Here is a 15,392-nt window from a genome sequence, read left to right as displayed (position 1 = left end):
TTATGATTTTGCTCTACTAGTCTTGAGGTTATGTGAGTGATATTAAGGTGATGAATCATGGCTAGGCCTCTGCGGTTGGAGTTCTCGGGTGCGCTGTATCATATTACGTCTCGCGGTGATCGGCGTGAGAATATTTTTGAGTCGGCGGCTGATTTTAAGGCGTTCTTGTCGATACTGGCTGATGTCTGTCAGGCGCATCATTGGTTGTGTCATGGCTACTGTTTAATGGACAACCATTACCATCTTTTGATCGAAACCCCTGAGGCAAATCTGGCCAAGGGGATGCGGCAGTTGAATGGCGTCTATACGCAAGCGTTCAATCGTACACATGGCCGTGTTGGGCATGTTTTTCAGGGGCGCTATAAGGCTATTTTGGTTGAAAAACAGAGCTATCTGTTGGCGTTGTCGCGTTATATCGTACTTAATCCTGTGCGAGCGGGCATGGTGCGTTCAGCCAGGGATTGGCGCTGGAGCAGTTATCGAGCCATGGTTGGGCAGATTCAGAGCCCCGCCTTCCTATACACTGAGTGGATCTTATCGACTTTTGCTAAGCGTAAAGCAACGGCAGTAGCACGCTATAAAGTGTTTGTTGCCGCCGGTAAGGGGCAGCCGTCACCTTGGGGCGCCTTACGTAATCAGGTGTTTCTAGGCGACGACCCGTTTATTGAAAACATGCAGTCATTGATCGACGGTGACAAAACACTCGGTGAAATACCGTCCTCGCAAAGGCGTGCGCCGCCGAAGTCGCTCAGTGAGTATGAGGAGGCCAACGACAGCAGAAATTCGGCAATCGTCGAAGCGTATGGCAGTGGCGGTTATACGCTAAAAAACATCGGTGATTACTTTGGTTTGCATTATTCCACCGTGAGTGGCTTGGTGAAGCATCATAAATCAAAGACCTGACCCTGAGCGGGTGGTCTAAATCAAAGACCTGACCCTGAGCGGGTGGTCCCTGCGTTGGTGATTTTTTGGGGGTCAGCAATACTGTCGCAAAAGTGTTATGGTATCGAGAGTATTATAGCGTCCAAGCATCGGCTACTGTTCGCCAAAGGTTGTGATCGGTTCTTTCGCAGTATTTCAGTGTATTGCTGGGTAAAGAGTGATAACCGACTACGCCAACCACTTACTGAGAGTCATATGTCAAAAAAAGCGAGTATCAACTCAGCTGTCTTTTACCCCTCTGTTTTTCTTATCGTACTGCTGGTTTTTGTGGCCGCCATCTGGCCTCAGCAGACCCAATCATTATTTCAAACGATTCGCTCGTGGTTTGAGATTCAGGCGGGGTGGTTGTATATCCTAGGCGTGGCGGTCTTCCTGATTTTTATTATCTTCGTCATGGTCAGTCGTTTTGGTGATATTAAGCTGGGACCGGATCATTCCGAGCCCGATTACAGCTATAAAAGCTGGATTGCCATGCTGTTTTCCGCCGGCATGGGTATTGGGTTAATGTTTTTTGGTGTTGCCGAGCCGGTGATGCACTATATGGCGCCACCCGATGCCGACCCCGCCTCGATTGCGGCGGCGAAAGAGGCGATGAAGATTACCTTTTTCCACTGGGGCATTCATGCCTGGGCCATCTATGCTGTGGTGGCGTTGAGTTTGGCCTATTTTGCCTATCGTCATAAGCTACCGTTGTTGCCTCGCAGTGGTTTATATCCGCTGATTGGCGAACGGATTTATGGGCCGATCGGCCACGCTGTCGATACTTTTGCGGTGTTGGGTACGATGTTTGGTGTGGCAACGTCTCTTGGCTTTGGCGTTTTGCAGCTTAATGCCGGGTTAAATTATCTGTTGGATATTCCCGTTGGCGCCGGTGTGCAGGTGGCATTGATTATCGTCATTACCATGATCGCCACGCTGTCGGTGTTTTCTGGCCTGGATAAGGGCGTTAAACGGCTTAGCGAGGTCAACCTGGGTTTGGCGATGCTGCTGATGTTGTTTGTGTTGGTGTTTGGCCCCACGGTGGTGCTGTTGCAGTCGTTTGTGCAGAATACCGGTGCTTATTTTAGTGAGATTGTCGGCAAGACATTTAATCTCTATGCCTATGAGAACAAGAACGATTGGCTGGGCGGCTGGACATTGCTGTACTGGGGTTGGTGGATTTCGTGGTCTCCTTTTGTCGGCACCTTTATTGCCCGCATCTCCCGTGGCCGGACTATTCGTGAGTTTTTGGTTGGAGTGTTGTTCGTACCCGCGGCTTTTACCTTCTTATGGATGACGGTATTTGGTAATACTGCCATCGATGCCATTATGCATCATGGCGCTACTTATCTCTCCGATGCTGTATCGAGTGATGTGTCGGTGGCGCTGTTTGTCTTCTTTGAGCATATGCCGCTGTCGACGCTGTTATCCGCTATCGGTCTGTGTTTGGTGGCTACCTTTTTTATCACCTCCTCGGATTCGGGCTCGCTCGTTATCGATAATCTTACCTCTGGCGGTGACCTCGATGCGCCGGTCTGGCAGCGGATTTTTTGGGCGGTATTAGAGGGTGTCGTGGCCGCAGTGCTGCTGTTGGCTGGAGGCCTGCAGGCACTGCAAACGGCTGCCATCGCCAGTGCCTTACCGTTTTTGTTAGTGATGCTGCTGATGTGTTTTGGTTTGTTTAGAGCGCTGCAGGATGATTGGTTGAAGATCAACAGTGTGCAGTCACACAATACCAGTGTGCAGTTCAGTAAGACTAATGTCAGCTGGGAGGATCACCTCGATGTGTTGATTTCTCACCCCAGCCCGCAGCAGGCACAAAGCTTTCTCGATGATGTGGCGCAACCGGCGCTGACCAAGGTCTGTGAGAGCTTTGTCAGACGGGGTATCTCCGCCGAGCTGCTTAATTTTGAAGGCCGTTTACGCTTTGTTATCGCCAATGATGAGCACGATGATTTTGTCTATGGCCTGCGGGTTCGCGCCTTTAGCATGGCCAGTGGTGCCGAGGCCCAGGAGAGCAGTGATGACGATGAGTTCTACCGTGTTGAGGTGTTCCTGGAGCACGGCGGTCAGTACTACGATGTGATGGGCTTTACCGAGGAGCAAATCTTAGCTGATGTAGTGACGCAGTATGAGAAATACCTGCACTATCTGCACCTGTCCAACTCGGAGTATGTTGGCGGCGCCTCGTCATAGGCGCCTGCAAAAACAGGTAGTCGCATTGGAGGTGGAGCCGGCATTGGCTCCGCCTTTTTTATTGCCGGTATAATTGGTCGCCGCTGATATTGACTTGGCAAAACGTTATGCTGTGCTCGATTTGGCCGCGGTGGCCAGCAAGTCTGATGGGGATAAACGATGTTGTGGGTCGGATTTACAGTGTTGGCTGCCTTTATGCAGTCCTGGCGCAATGCCTTTCAAAGCAAGTTAAGCAAGGATGTTAGTGCGCTAGGTGTGACGCTGGCGCGTTTCTTATGGGCCAGCCCAATAGCGCTCTGTTATCTCATCGGTTTATATCTATGGCAGCCGGCAGCTCTGCCGAATTTCAACGCAAAATTTCTTGCCTTTATTGTCTCGGCCTCGCTGATGCAAATATTGGCCACAGCGTTGATGGTGAAGTTGTTTCAGTATCAGAACTACGCTGTCGGTGCTGGCCTTGCCAAGAGCGAGGCGCTGGTGGCGGCAATATTAGGGGTGTTTTTCTTTGGCACCCAGTTGTCGCTGTTGGGCTGGGTCGGGGTGATGATCGGTGGTGTAGCCGTCTTTATGCTCAGCAGCGTCAATGGTTTTAAGGGCTTGTCGGTCAATATTGTTGCCATTGGTTTGGCCAGTGGTACGGCGTTTGCGCTGACTTCACTGTGGGTGCGCGAGGCCAGTCTCAATCTCGATTTACCGTTCCCTCATCGTGCTGCCTGGGTGCTGTTGTTAGTGATCAGCTTGCAGACGGTGTTGTTGCTTGCGTATTTAACGTTCAAAGACAAGGCCTCGGTCGTGGCGCTTTGGCAGCGGCCTAAGCTGACGTTATTAACCAGCATCGCCAGTTGTCTTGGTTCTATCGGCTGGTTCAGTGCGATGTCGTTACAGGCTGTTCCCTATGTTAAAACGTTAGGGCAGGTGGAGATCTTTTTTACTATGCTGATTTCGTTATTGTGGCTGGGAGAAAAGGTAAAGGTGAAGGATATACTGGGCTTGGTGTTAATCGCCGTTGCCGCCATTATGGTGATGTGGCAATGATTATTTAATGACAAAAAAAAGGCCTGCGTTAGCAGGCCTTTTTCATCGAACTAACAACTTAATCGCTAAACTCGGTCACAATGGTGCCCAGTGATTCCTTGGCATCACCAAACAACATACGGCTGTTTTCACCGAAGAATAATGGGTTCTCAACGCCGGAGAAACCAGCCCCCATCGAACGCTTAAGAACGAATACAGTACGCGCTTCGGTCACGTTGATAACTGGCATGCCGTAAAGCGGGCTGCCTTCATCTTCGTTAGCGGCCGGGTTAACAACATCGTTGGCGCCGATAACAATGGCGATATCCATATTGCTCATCTGTGGGTTGATATCGTCCATCTCTACCAGTTGCTCATAAGGTACGTTGGCCTCGGCCAGCAATACGTTCATGTGGCCAGGCATACGACCGGCGACTGGGTGGATGGCAAACTGCACCTCACAACCGTTGGCCTCTAAGTGATTCATCAACTCTTTCACCACGTGCTGTGCCTGGGCAACAGCCATGCCGTAACCAGGCACGATTACAACGCGCTGAGCGGCTTCAAGAATCAAGTAGGCATCTTCGGCAACGATGGGCTTCACTTCGCCTTCGATGACCATGGTTGACTGCTTGGCGGCGGCAAAACCTGAGAACAAGACGTTGGTCAATGAGCGGTTCATTGCCTTACACATGATGTTGGTCAGGATGATACCTGAGGTGCCGACCAGTGAACCGGCAACAATCAGCAGGTTGTTGTTGAGCACGAAACCGGCGGCACAGGCGGCAAGGCCTGAGTACGAGTTAAGCAGAGCAATAACGACGGGCATATCGGCGCCACCGATGGGGATAACAACCATGATGCCGAAGATCAATGAAAGTATCAGTACCGACCACAGCCAGATGCTGTCGTGGCTTGGGTTCAGGCAGAGCATAATAGCCGAGCCAATAATGCCGGCGACAATCAAGGCATTGACGATTTGTTGACCACCAAACTGAATAGCGCCGCTGCTCATCTTCTCAGACAGCTTGCCGTAGGCAACTAACGAGCCTGTTAAAGTAACGCCACCAATCAGAATCGATAGTACGATGGTAATGGCGGTAAAGGTAGAGATACCCTGTGCGCTTGCGACTATGCCGTCAAGGCCTGTGGCGGGGAAGAGGGCAACCCAGCCGACTAATAGTGAGGCTGCACCACCGAAGCCGTTAAAGACGGCGACGAGTTCAGGCATGCCGGTCATCTGTACGCGCTTGGCGGCAATACCACCAATCAGGCTACCGATAACCAGGCCAATCATAATATTGGCCCAGGGTAGTTTAAGTTCGCTGATTAGCGTCGCGACGATGGCGATAAGCATGCCGATGGCAGAGATTAAATTACCCTGACGTGCGGTGGCCGGTGAGCTGAGTTTTTTCAGGCCGATAATAAATAGGACAGCCGATAAAACGTAGGCGAGGTTGATTACAAATGCTGCGTTCATGTGAGCGTTCCTTATTTCTTCTTCTTAAACATGCCAAGCATGCGATCGGTAACCATATAACCGCCAACAACGTTGATGGTTGCGAGTGCAACAGCCGCAGTACCTAACCAGAGAGCAATGCTGCTGCTACCTTGGTTGGCAGCGACGAGTGCGCCGACAACGGTAATGCCTGAGATCGCGTTCGAACCAGACATCAGCGGTGTGTGCAGTGTTGCGGGTACCTTAGAAATAAGTTCAAAGCCTAAGAAAATAGACAATGCAAAGATAAAGATAAGATAGATGGCGTCCATTATTTTGCCCTCGCATTAATAATCATTTCGTTGACCAGCTGGCCATCATGGGTGATGACACAGCCCTTGAGAATGTCGTCTTCGAGGTTGAGTTCGAAGTCGCCTGTCTCTTTGTTGCAGTAATCGAGTACCAGGTTGTGTAGGTTGGCTGAGTACATCTGGCTGGCATTGTTGGCGACGCGGCCAGGCATGTTTTTTAGGCCGATGACTTTAACGCCGTTGATATCTACTTCTTCACCGGCTACAGAGCCTTCGACATTACCGCCGGATTCAACGGCTAGGTCGATGATGACAGAGCCAGGCTTCATCACCTCGATCATGTCTTTGGTGACAACAACGGGTGCCTTGCGGCCAAACAGTTGTGCTGTGGTGATAACGATATCGGCTTGTTCCATCACTTTTTTCTGGCCAAGACGCTGTAACTCGATCTGTTCTGGGGTCAGTGCGTTGGCATAACCACCGGCGGTTTGGCCGGTATCGCCGAGATCGATCTCAACAAACTTGCCGCCGAGTGATTCAACCTGCTCCTTAACGACAGGGCGGGTATCGAAGGCATCGACTCTTGCGCCCAAGCGCTTAGCAGTGGCGACAGCCTGAAGGCCTGCAACACCGGCTCCGATAATAAAGACGCGTGAGGGGGAGATAGTACCAGCTGGGGTCATCATCATCGGTAGAATCTTATCGAGGCGTTCTGCTGCCAGAATAACCATGGCGTAACCAGCCAGGGAGGCCTGAGAGCTCAGCGCATCCATTTTTTGTGCACGGGTGGTACGTGGAATCATTTCCATGCTGATTGCCGTGATGTTGTTAGCGGCAAAGGCGTCGACTAATTCATTTTCATTGAATGGGTCAAGGAACGAGATGTGAATAGAGCCTTTCTTCAGTAGTGGTACTTCATCCAGTTCGGGTTTGCGAATACGCAATACCATATCGGCGTTGGCCAGCAGTGTTGCTCTGCTGTCACTAACAGTGGCACCGGCTTTGGTGTACTGCTCATCGGTAATGCCGAGGCTGTCGCCTAAGCCCGCTTCAATTTGTACGCTGGCCCCCTGGCTAACAAGGCGTTTAACCGAATCAGGTATCATTGGGACCCGGGTCTCTTCGGCGATATTTTCTCTTGGTATTCCAACTATCATTGGTGCTGCCCTAATTGTGTTTAACGAACGAAAATCGGTGTTTCCCAGTTAAAAACTGACTTTTTATAAGCCTTATATTTTTTTAATCGACGCCTAGAATACCCAAAAAGGGGTAGCTCGCTAAGGGGGTTTTGCCAGTTATTTCGCTTGTAAAAAAACTACAACGAGCCTGCTTTATCGCATTTGCCTCTCAGCGCTTGAGATAGAGGGGGCTGAAAGTGCTTTACAGCTGTCAAAAAATACCCGGGAGAGTGAAATAAAGATGAAATTAGTTTTTTTGTAGTTAGCATATTGGCTGGTTTTAGAGCATTTGCGCCATTTAATCTGCAATATGGTATATTTCAGCACGGCTTTATTGCCAAGTTTTATCACTTACATATAGAAGAGGCTAACGACTGGTTTTAGTTTGGTCGCTGGTTTCATATTTAGGACGACATAATGAATAAATTGATTGCTGCCACCGCGGCGCTATTTTCTTTGCCGCAGCTGGCACTTGCTCACCCCGGACACGACCACAGTCACTGGCTTTCAAACCCTATCCATTGGCTGACCGTTGCTGCCATCGGCAGTGTGGTTGTTGTTGCTATCATTTTGAAGAAGAAAGCTGATAAGTCTAACAAGACAGATTAGTTTGCAGGGCTGAGGCTGCTCTCTGTATTACACCACCGTCACAGAACTAGACAAAGCCACCAGATTGTTTGGCCCACAGCTGGGCATAAATCCCCTGTTGTGCGATCAACTCCTGGTGGCTGCCCTGTTCGACAATCACGCCATCATCGAACACAATGAGTCGGTCCATAGCGGCTATGGTCGAGAGCCGATGCGCGATGGCAATCACTGTTTTCCCGTCCATCAGCTGATTGAGGTTGTGCTGGATAAAGCTCTCAACCTCGGAATCCAATGCCGAGGTGGCTTCATCCAAGATCAAAATGGGCGCGTTTTTGAGCAATACTCTGGCGATGGCAATGCGCTGGCGCTGGCCGCCAGAAAGGGTAACACCCCGCTCGCCAACCTGTGCATCATAGCCGCTACGGCCTTCATTATCGCTGAGGCTGAGAATGAACTCATGGGCCTCGGCTTTTTTGGCGGCGGCAATCATCTCTTCTTCGCTGGCAGAGGGGCGACCGAATAATATGTTTTCACGCACCGAACGATGCAGCAGTGAGGTGTCCTGGGTGACCATGGCGATCTGGCTGCGCAGGCTTTCCTGTTGTACCTCGGCAATGTTTTGTCCATCGATACAAATCTCGCCCTGATGTATATCGTAAAACCGTAGCAGCAGATTGACCAGGCTGGATTTCCCCGCGCCGGAGCGCCCAACAATACCGACTTTCTCTCCACCAGCGATGGCTATGTTAAGCCTCTTGAAGACAATGTTTTGTTCGTTATAGGCGAAATCAACACGATTGAAATCAATTGCCGCGGCGTCGATCTTCAGTGCTTTGGCAGTGGCTGCATCGCTGACTTCATTACCCTGAGACAAAGTGTTAATACCGTCTTGCACGGTGCCGATCTGTTCGAATAAGTTGCTCACCTCCCACATTATCCAGTTTGACATTCCCATCAGCCGTAGCGCTAGGCTCAGCGCGATAGCAATGGCGCCGGCACTGATCAGGTCCTGTAGCCAGAAATGGATACCCAGTGCCGTGGTTGAGGAAATTAACAGCATATTGAGGATCCAAACACTGGCGTTGAGCTTGGTGACCAGCCGCATTTGAGGGTGGACGGTGTCGAGAAACCCCCTCATGCCTTCTTTCACATAATCGGCCTCACGGCGGTGGTGGGAAAACAGCTTGAGGGTGAGGATGTTGGTATAGCTGTCGACAATACGGCCGGTCATCAGCGAGCGAGCATCGGCCTGGGTGGTTGATATATCTTTCAACTTGGGTAAGAAATGACGCAGCGTGGTGATATAGCCCAACAGCCAGATAAGCAGCGGAATGCTGAGTCGCCAGTCGGCAGCGGCAACCAAGATGACCATGGTGGTTAAGTAGATAATGGCAAATAGCATGACATCGAGCAGTTTCATCACCGACTCGCGTACGGCGAGGGCGGTTTGCATGACCTTGGTGGCGATTCTGCCTGAAAATTCATGTTGAAAGAAGTTGTAACTCTGGTTCAGCATATAGCGGTGCGCTTGCCAGCGTATGCGCATAGGGTAATTGCCCAGCAGTGTTTGATGGACAATCATTGATTTTAATATGACGGCAATAGGCATGACGACCATGACAAAAATGGCCATGGTCAGCAGTAGTGGCCATTGGTTGGCGATAAAGTTTTCTTTATCTTGGCTGCTAAACCAGTCGACCAACTGGCCGAGAATACCGTATAACATGGCCTCACCGATGGCGGTAAAGGCGGTAAGCACTGCCATGATAATCAGATAGGGTTCCATGCCTCGACTGTAATGCCGGCAAAAAGCCACCATCCCCTTGGGAGGCTCGGTCGGGTGCTCAGCGGGGAACGGGTTAATCAGTTTTTCAAAAAAATTGAACATGGCAAAAAACAACGAAGCATTAGAGTAAGGTGTTGACTGAATACCGTGTTATTCAGGCTTATTCTTAAGTCTAACAGGTTTGTGTCACGACACGTTAAAAGGTTTTTTGAGTATTCAGCGACAATAAAAAAACCGGCATGAAGCCGGTCTTTTGATCGTTGAATGATTATTAGCAGTTAGTCTTGATCATCAGCTTCTTAAAAACAATGGCATTATGGTCGGTATCATCACGCTCTGGCTCATACGCTAGCTCAGCATTGGGGAAGCGCTTATGGAGCTCTTGAGCGGTGAGATAGAGTTGGCGCTTGGCGAGGGCGGCACCGACGCAGAAGCGGGGGCCGTATCCGAATAGCACGTCGGGATCAAATTTACGGGTGACGTCGAATTTTTCCGGTTCGGGGAACAGCTCTGGGTTGTGTCTGTCGAGGTGGGGCATCATCAGTACCATCTGCCCCTTGCGCACTTGCTGCCCCAAAATTTCCATTGTCTCAGGTGCATAACGGGCAAACCCCATCTTGGAAATCACGCCCCAACGGCTGACTTCACTGAAGGTATTGGCAAAGGCATCGGGGGTGGCTAATGCCGTTTCAATTTGATCTTTGTGCTTCAGCAGCGAATAAATAGTCCACTGTTGACCGACCAAGGTGGTATCTGCGCCGGCTCCAATCAAGGCAAGAATCAGCGTGATAATATCCCATTCGTCAAATTTATCGTTCTCTTCTTCAATCTTCAGTAGCACACTGAGAAAATCGTTTTCTGCCGGTTGGCTGCGACGTTCATCGATGATGGTTTTGAGTATCTCAATTGCCTGGTTGCTCTGTTCAACGGCGGCGTTACGGCGTTCTTCGGAAATCGTTGGGTTCCAGGTCTCGGTGAAATTCATGATAACCGGTTTGATGGCCTCCCAATATTTTTCGGGGATGCCGACCATGCGAGTAATCGAGATGAAGGGGATGTGCTGGGCGACTTCTTCGATATAATCGAAGCTTTCAGGTTGACCAAGATCATCAAATAACTTTTGGATATCCGGCTCAATACGACGTTGTATCTCATCGACAACATTGCGCGAGAAGGCGGGTGCGGTAACGCGTCGTACCAGGCGATGGTGGTCGTGGTCGGCAACCAGGCTGTGGCCAATAAGAGCGCGCTCAAAATTCCCCCAGGACTCTTCTGCCGGGCGGGCGGGGGCAAATTCCCAGTCGTAGAAATCGGAGGACAGGTATTCCTGCTTCCAGCAGGCCATGATGTCAGGCATTTGGGTCATAATCCAAGCCTGCCAAGGCTCATACCAAACTAACGGGCCTCTGTTACCCAGAGCCAGGCACTGCGGTACTGGGTTCTCACAGTATTCTTTTGAGGTGGGGTTATATACCTGCTCGATAGGAGGCAATGTTTCTTGCGCCGTCATGTCAATCTCCAACTTGCTGTTGCTGCCGGTCTATCGCTAGTTAAAACAGTAGCCCGAGCCAGTTCTTATTATGTGTTCGCCTGTTGGGCCGGTGACGCCAAGACAGGCTTGATTGTGCTCATATAATACAGGTTATAGCGTCACTGAAAATATGCAGATCTGTTCTATACAGAAATTTAATGTAGGTGCTACGGTAATTGATTTCGAGGATTATACTCGGCGGGCTTCAGCCCGCCACGGCGGAGGTGTCCTGACTATCTTTAGAATAAATGCGAATAACAGCCTCCGGCGCTTATGGTCTCATTCGGTGGCAACCGCTCTGAAAGCCTTGGTATCACAGCTTTTTGCTTATTTTTCAGGCTCTGGCAGTCTAATCTCTTGTTTTCTGCGTATAAGAAAGAGGTTGATAAAAGACCTTATTCATGAGTAATTTATAGGTAAGAGGTTATCTCGTGACAGCGCACCATTTGTAGTCTCAACTACAATCAGTAGCATTGTTCGAGGTGGTTCTTGTTCCCATAGCCACGATGGCTTTTGGGTTATCGCAGGTCATCTGCGGCGTATAACCAAGGAATAAGCAGCGACAAAGATTGGTAATGATGGATCCAGTATTTAAGCGATTAGCTATCGCCTGAATTTGATGGTCGGATATTCCAACAATTACCCAGCATATTATAAGACTGGAGGTCAGCTATGATTTTGGATCACACAATTGGTATTTTCACCAACCCTGATAAAGAGTGGGCAGCAATACGAAAGCAGGATCGTTCAATGCTTGCCGAGTTTTTAACCCATGTACCGCTGTTGGTACTCATTCCCACCATTTGTTTTTACTACGGCGTTAGTCAGGTTGGTTGGACGGCGACGGAAGGCGGTGAAGTTATTCGCCTGTCGAGTGAAAGCGCTATGGTGCTTTGCGTATTAAGTTATGGTGCGGCGCTCGTCGGTATCTGGGTTTTTGGCATGTTTATTAACTGGATGGCTGAAACTTATTCGGATGAAAAAATTAACAGCCATCACGGCATGGCGCTGTCTGTGTACAGCACCACGCCCATCATGCTGGCTGGTGCCGCTGGTGCATTTCCCTCTATCTGGTTTAATGCCGCGGCAATGCTGGTGGCTGGTGCCTATTCGGTGTTCTTGATTTACCGAGGCATGCCCATATTGATGAACATCCCCGAGGAGAGGGCTTTTATGTATTCATCCTCGGTGATTACGGTGGCGTTGGTGATGCTGGTGACGCTTCGCGTTGCCACGGTGATTGTATGGTCTGCGGGTGTAGGCCCAGAGTACGTTGCTATATAAAACACGGTGGATAAAAAAGGCAGCCTAGGCTGCCTTTTTTTATGCCTGATAAAAATGAATTTTTTCAGTGCTGTTGTTGGCCTGCAAATTGCCTAAGTGATTATTATAAGAATGATTTTTTACATTCGTCGATAATAGGAGATAGGCTATGACGCTGGCAACGAATTGGGTTTTCAAACCCAATGCAATGCACTTATTGCAGCAGTTGAGGAAGCGGGTTAAAGCAGAGTTTGGTTTTACCTTACGGTTTAAAGACGATGAGTTGGCTGAGCAACTGACGCGAGTGAAGAACACTACTGTGGATGAGAAAACCGTGGCCATTGTTGCTGACATCGAGGAAATGCGCGGGGTGAGCTTCGACCAAGAAGAACTGGCTAAGACGGGCACTTATCGGGGGCAAAGTGTGGTGAAACAGTCCAAGCAGGAGTTGGGCGCTTTATCAATTTCTGAACGTACCGGTCAGCTGTCCGAGAGCCTGCCCCAGAGAAGACAGAAAATGTATCGTGGTCGCCCTGTTGTTAGTTGATGGGTTGTGGCGGCGCTTAGTGGCCTTAAGATGATGAGGCGATGTGTGCCAAAACTTGGCGCCCGCGTTTTTTGTGCCAGATATTGGTGCGCTGTTTGTGGTGGATATAGCGGGGTGAACAGGCTGTTTTAGTCTTTTGGGGCTCAACTATATCATTGGAAATAGGTGATTTTGTCAACTTTTGTTGAGGGGTTAAACAAAGGTTGTGCTATATCTTACTGTTTTTAATCATCATTTTTTCTGGTGATGATTTTATAAATATTTTAAATTTTTATTTATGACTTACTTGCAGTAACTTTTATCTCAAGCAAACGATGATTGTTTGGTCTTACTAGACTTTACCGATAGCGGTGTTGGAGATAAAAAATGAAAATGCAGTTGACGCTAAATTTGAGCAGTGATGGCAGCCCTAATTATGCAACAAGCCCATGTGGTCGATATGCTTGGCATTGTAAGCGTCAAATTGAGGTTAAGGCCAAGTCAGTCAAGCCCTCTATTGCCTCCGGTTCACAGACTGTCCGCTAATGCTGAAAAGTACAGGGCGACCGCAATAGACGCCCTGTAATCATTAGCTTCTGATGCATTCGACATACAGAGTGTTAACGTTCGAGCCGCCGTTGACATTACCATAGAGGTCAGAGCTGGCGAAAATGCCAGAGCGATGGTGTATCGAGAAACCAAAAAAACAATCCTTTAGATCTTTTTGTCGAAAAATATCACCGATGCTGACATCCCAGCTGTAATCCAAATAGTTTAATAAGTGGCTGGTGTTTCTGTCTCTGTCATCATTGCGTCGTTGTTCAACTGCGGGGACTTTGGTCGCGTATGAAAGCCCTTCAGCAAAGCCAAATCGTGTTTTTACAGTATTTGACCAGGGGAACTTAGTGAAGTAGGCCTTAAAGGCAAAGACGTATTCATTAAAATCGCCCTGAATATCATTTTCAAATCGCCGTGCGACACCGGCTTGAGCCCAGCCCTCTATCGGCAGCCACATGAAGCGTTCGGTGAGCTGCCGGCTTAGGAAAACACTGCCCATACTGGTACCATCATCGTTACGTTCGAATTCGCCGCGGACAATATCCATAAAGGAGCTGTCGGTGGTATATCCGTATGCAACACGCATAGACCAGGGGTTGGGGTTGTTGAAGAAAAAGTTGTAAACATCGCCATCGGGTCCAGGGTTGGAGAGGTCGTTAAATTCGTAGCGGTAGTTTATATTAGCCGTCAATATGGTGGACTCTTCTACAATCGGGCTGTCGAGGATTTTATTGTCATAGATGGTGTAATAGAGGTTTAGTCCGAAATAATGGTGTTGAGCAGCTTGGTAGCGGAAGGCGGTGCCGATCTCCCAGTTATCGGTTGCCTCATCAATTTTGTAGGCATTACGGGTATCGGTTGCCTCATCCTCTCTTACGCCAAAGTAATAATTGGATTTGTCATCATTAAACAGTTGATAGGCAAACCATGGTTCGACCTGCCAGCGGTTAAAGCGAAACACCTTTGACCACTCGGCAGAGGCTGTATAGCCTTCGTGGGCGCCACTGATATCTGCGTTGAGATCTAATTTAAAACGTCCATAATCGGTTTTACGGGTGAGGGCAAAGCCCGACTCCCAGGCATCTCTTCGGCTCATGCCATCGAGAGCATCGTCGTCGTCACGTCCGGTCTCGCTCCAAAATATGCTGTGCTCGTTATAGCCGCCATAAAAATAGCCGGCGTAGAGATCAAGCTGCCAGTCATCGTTATCGATTAAATGCCAGCCGGCCTCATTGGTGTTGAAGAAAAAAGTTTCGCCGGTATAGATGAACATGGGTTGCCAGTCGCGGCGATAGTCTTCACCTAGATAGGGTGATGTTTGGGGTCGTAAGCTAAAGCCCAGAGAGAGCTCACCGCTGCGGTCTTCAGGGTCAAGGTTGCGATAGCTGCCCTGCGCTAGGGCATCTAATGGCAGGAGAATAATAAAGATTACACTGAGGAATCGAGAGCTAAGTTGGGTCATAGATGTGTGGTCGTCATGCTGTATAATGTTGCGATGTATTGGTGGGCTTATTATACCTGTGCTGTGATCAATAATAGCCCTGTAGAAGATTGTCCCATTTCTCTTTAAAGGATATACCTATGCAGTACCGCTGCCCCTGTTGTGGTGAACGATTATCGGTGAAGATTCTGTTCAATTGGCGACAGCAGTGCCTCCATTGTATGGAGGTCATCACTTTCTCTCCACAATTTATTATAGCAATAAGTGTGCTGGCTGTGTTTTATGTCTTTATGCCCCATGTTCACTTTCTACAAGAGTTGTTAACAGTGTCGGTATTGTTGCTGGTCTTTGTCATTGGGGCGCGATTTTTCTTAATTCGCTCAGATGATTAAACCTTTGTCAGTAATATTCATAGCTATGCTAATGGTAGTTAGATTCTTTTTCAGGAGTTTTTGTAGTGAGCTTTAAGCGCTTTCGTCGGCAACGTCTAGTGGCTAAAACCTCACCGTTTTGGTTACGTATAACGTTAAATGGTCCGAGACGTTTACAGAGTAAGTTTGTATATCGTAGCGATGAAAGTCGTAAAGATAGCGTGGAGGTAGATTACTATTTTTTTATTCCTAAGCAGCTTGGTATAGATG

Annotated in this window: 13 protein-coding genes; 7 read left to right on the top strand and 6 right to left on the bottom strand. The window is 49.0% G+C overall.

Annotated elements, in window-relative coordinates; all coding sequences use genetic code 11:
- Nucleotides 1-57 precede the first annotated feature (57 nt).
- The 3 genes from L9P87_RS04140 (at nt 58) to L9P87_RS04130 (ending at nt 4,152) form a co-directional block, all read left to right on the top strand.
- A complete protein-coding gene (locus L9P87_RS04140) occupies nt 58-903 on the top strand; it encodes an REP-associated tyrosine transposase (protein WP_237443413.1) in 846 nt (281 codons plus the stop codon).
- A gap of 234 nt (nt 904-1,137) precedes the next feature.
- Nucleotides 1,138-3,117 (top strand): BCCT family transporter, encoded by a 1,980-nt coding sequence (locus L9P87_RS04135; protein ID WP_237443412.1) that lies wholly within the window; start codon nt 1,138-1,140, stop codon nt 3,115-3,117.
- Nucleotides 3,118-3,276: 159 nt separating this feature from the next.
- Nucleotides 3,277-4,152, top strand: coding sequence for an EamA family transporter (locus L9P87_RS04130; RefSeq protein ID WP_237443411.1), 876 nt, complete (start codon nt 3,277-3,279; stop codon nt 4,150-4,152).
- 58 nt (nt 4,153-4,210) lie between these two features.
- Here L9P87_RS04130 and L9P87_RS04125 read toward each other — a convergent pair whose 3' ends face one another.
- Genes L9P87_RS04125 through L9P87_RS04115 form a run of 3 tightly spaced genes read right to left on the bottom strand, consistent with a single transcriptional unit; the run spans nt 4,211 to nt 7,037 of the window.
- A complete protein-coding gene (locus L9P87_RS04125; protein WP_237443410.1) occupies nt 4,211-5,611 on the bottom strand; it encodes an NAD(P)(+) transhydrogenase (Re/Si-specific) subunit beta in 1,401 nt (466 codons plus the stop codon).
- Between the two features lie 11 nt (nt 5,612-5,622).
- The gene (locus L9P87_RS04120) at nt 5,623-5,901 is read right to left on the bottom strand and encodes an NAD(P) transhydrogenase subunit alpha part 2 (RefSeq protein ID WP_237443409.1); all 279 of its coding nucleotides are present in this window, start codon (nt 5,899-5,901) and stop codon (nt 5,623-5,625) included.
- On the bottom strand, nt 5,901-7,037 hold the full coding sequence (locus L9P87_RS04115) for a Re/Si-specific NAD(P)(+) transhydrogenase subunit alpha (RefSeq protein ID WP_237443408.1): 1,137 nt from the start codon (nt 7,035-7,037) through the stop codon (nt 5,901-5,903). Before L9P87_RS04115 ends, L9P87_RS04120 begins: the two co-directional genes overlap by 1 nt.
- A 438-nt stretch (nt 7,038-7,475) precedes the next feature.
- On the opposite strand from L9P87_RS04115, the gene L9P87_RS04110 reads away from it, so the two are divergent.
- Nucleotides 7,476-7,667, top strand: coding sequence for a hypothetical protein (locus L9P87_RS04110; RefSeq protein WP_237443407.1), 192 nt, complete (start codon nt 7,476-7,478; stop codon nt 7,665-7,667).
- 46 nt (nt 7,668-7,713) lie between these two features.
- Here L9P87_RS04110 and L9P87_RS04105 read toward each other — a convergent pair whose 3' ends face one another.
- The gene (locus L9P87_RS04105; RefSeq protein ID WP_237443406.1) at nt 7,714-9,534 is read right to left on the bottom strand and encodes an ABC transporter ATP-binding protein; all 1,821 of its coding nucleotides are present in this window, start codon (nt 9,532-9,534) and stop codon (nt 7,714-7,716) included.
- A 169-nt stretch (nt 9,535-9,703) separates the two neighbouring features.
- Nucleotides 9,704-10,942: a cytochrome P450 gene (locus tag L9P87_RS04100; protein WP_237443405.1), complete on the bottom strand. Its 1,239-nt coding sequence runs from the start codon at nt 10,940-10,942 to the stop codon at nt 9,704-9,706.
- Between the two features lie 693 nt (nt 10,943-11,635).
- Between L9P87_RS04100 and L9P87_RS04095 the strand changes: the two genes are divergently transcribed.
- Entirely contained in the window at nt 11,636-12,247 is a 612-nt protein-coding gene (locus L9P87_RS04095) for a Yip1 family protein (RefSeq protein ID WP_237443404.1), read from the top strand.
- A gap of 148 nt (nt 12,248-12,395) precedes the next feature.
- Entirely contained in the window at nt 12,396-12,773 is a 378-nt protein-coding gene (locus tag L9P87_RS04090; RefSeq protein WP_237443403.1) for a hypothetical protein, read from the top strand.
- A gap of 568 nt (nt 12,774-13,341) precedes the next feature.
- On the opposite strand, the gene L9P87_RS04085 is transcribed toward L9P87_RS04090, so the two are convergent.
- Entirely contained in the window at nt 13,342-14,772 is a 1,431-nt protein-coding gene (locus L9P87_RS04085; protein WP_237443402.1) for a MipA/OmpV family protein, read from the bottom strand.
- A 119-nt stretch (nt 14,773-14,891) separates the two neighbouring features.
- Between L9P87_RS04085 and L9P87_RS04080 the strand changes: the two genes are divergently transcribed.
- The gene (locus L9P87_RS04080) at nt 14,892-15,143 is read left to right on the top strand and encodes a hypothetical protein (protein WP_237443401.1); all 252 of its coding nucleotides are present in this window, start codon (nt 14,892-14,894) and stop codon (nt 15,141-15,143) included.
- Nucleotides 15,144-15,392 lie beyond the last annotated feature (249 nt).

Origin of the sequence: Sinobacterium norvegicum (assembly GCF_923077115.1) — a bacterium.
Taxonomy (GTDB): Bacteria; Pseudomonadota; Gammaproteobacteria; order Pseudomonadales; family Sinobacteriaceae; genus Sinobacterium; species Sinobacterium norvegicum.
The sequence above is the reverse complement of the archived record's forward strand: the minus strand, read 5'-3'. Positions and strand labels throughout refer to the sequence as shown.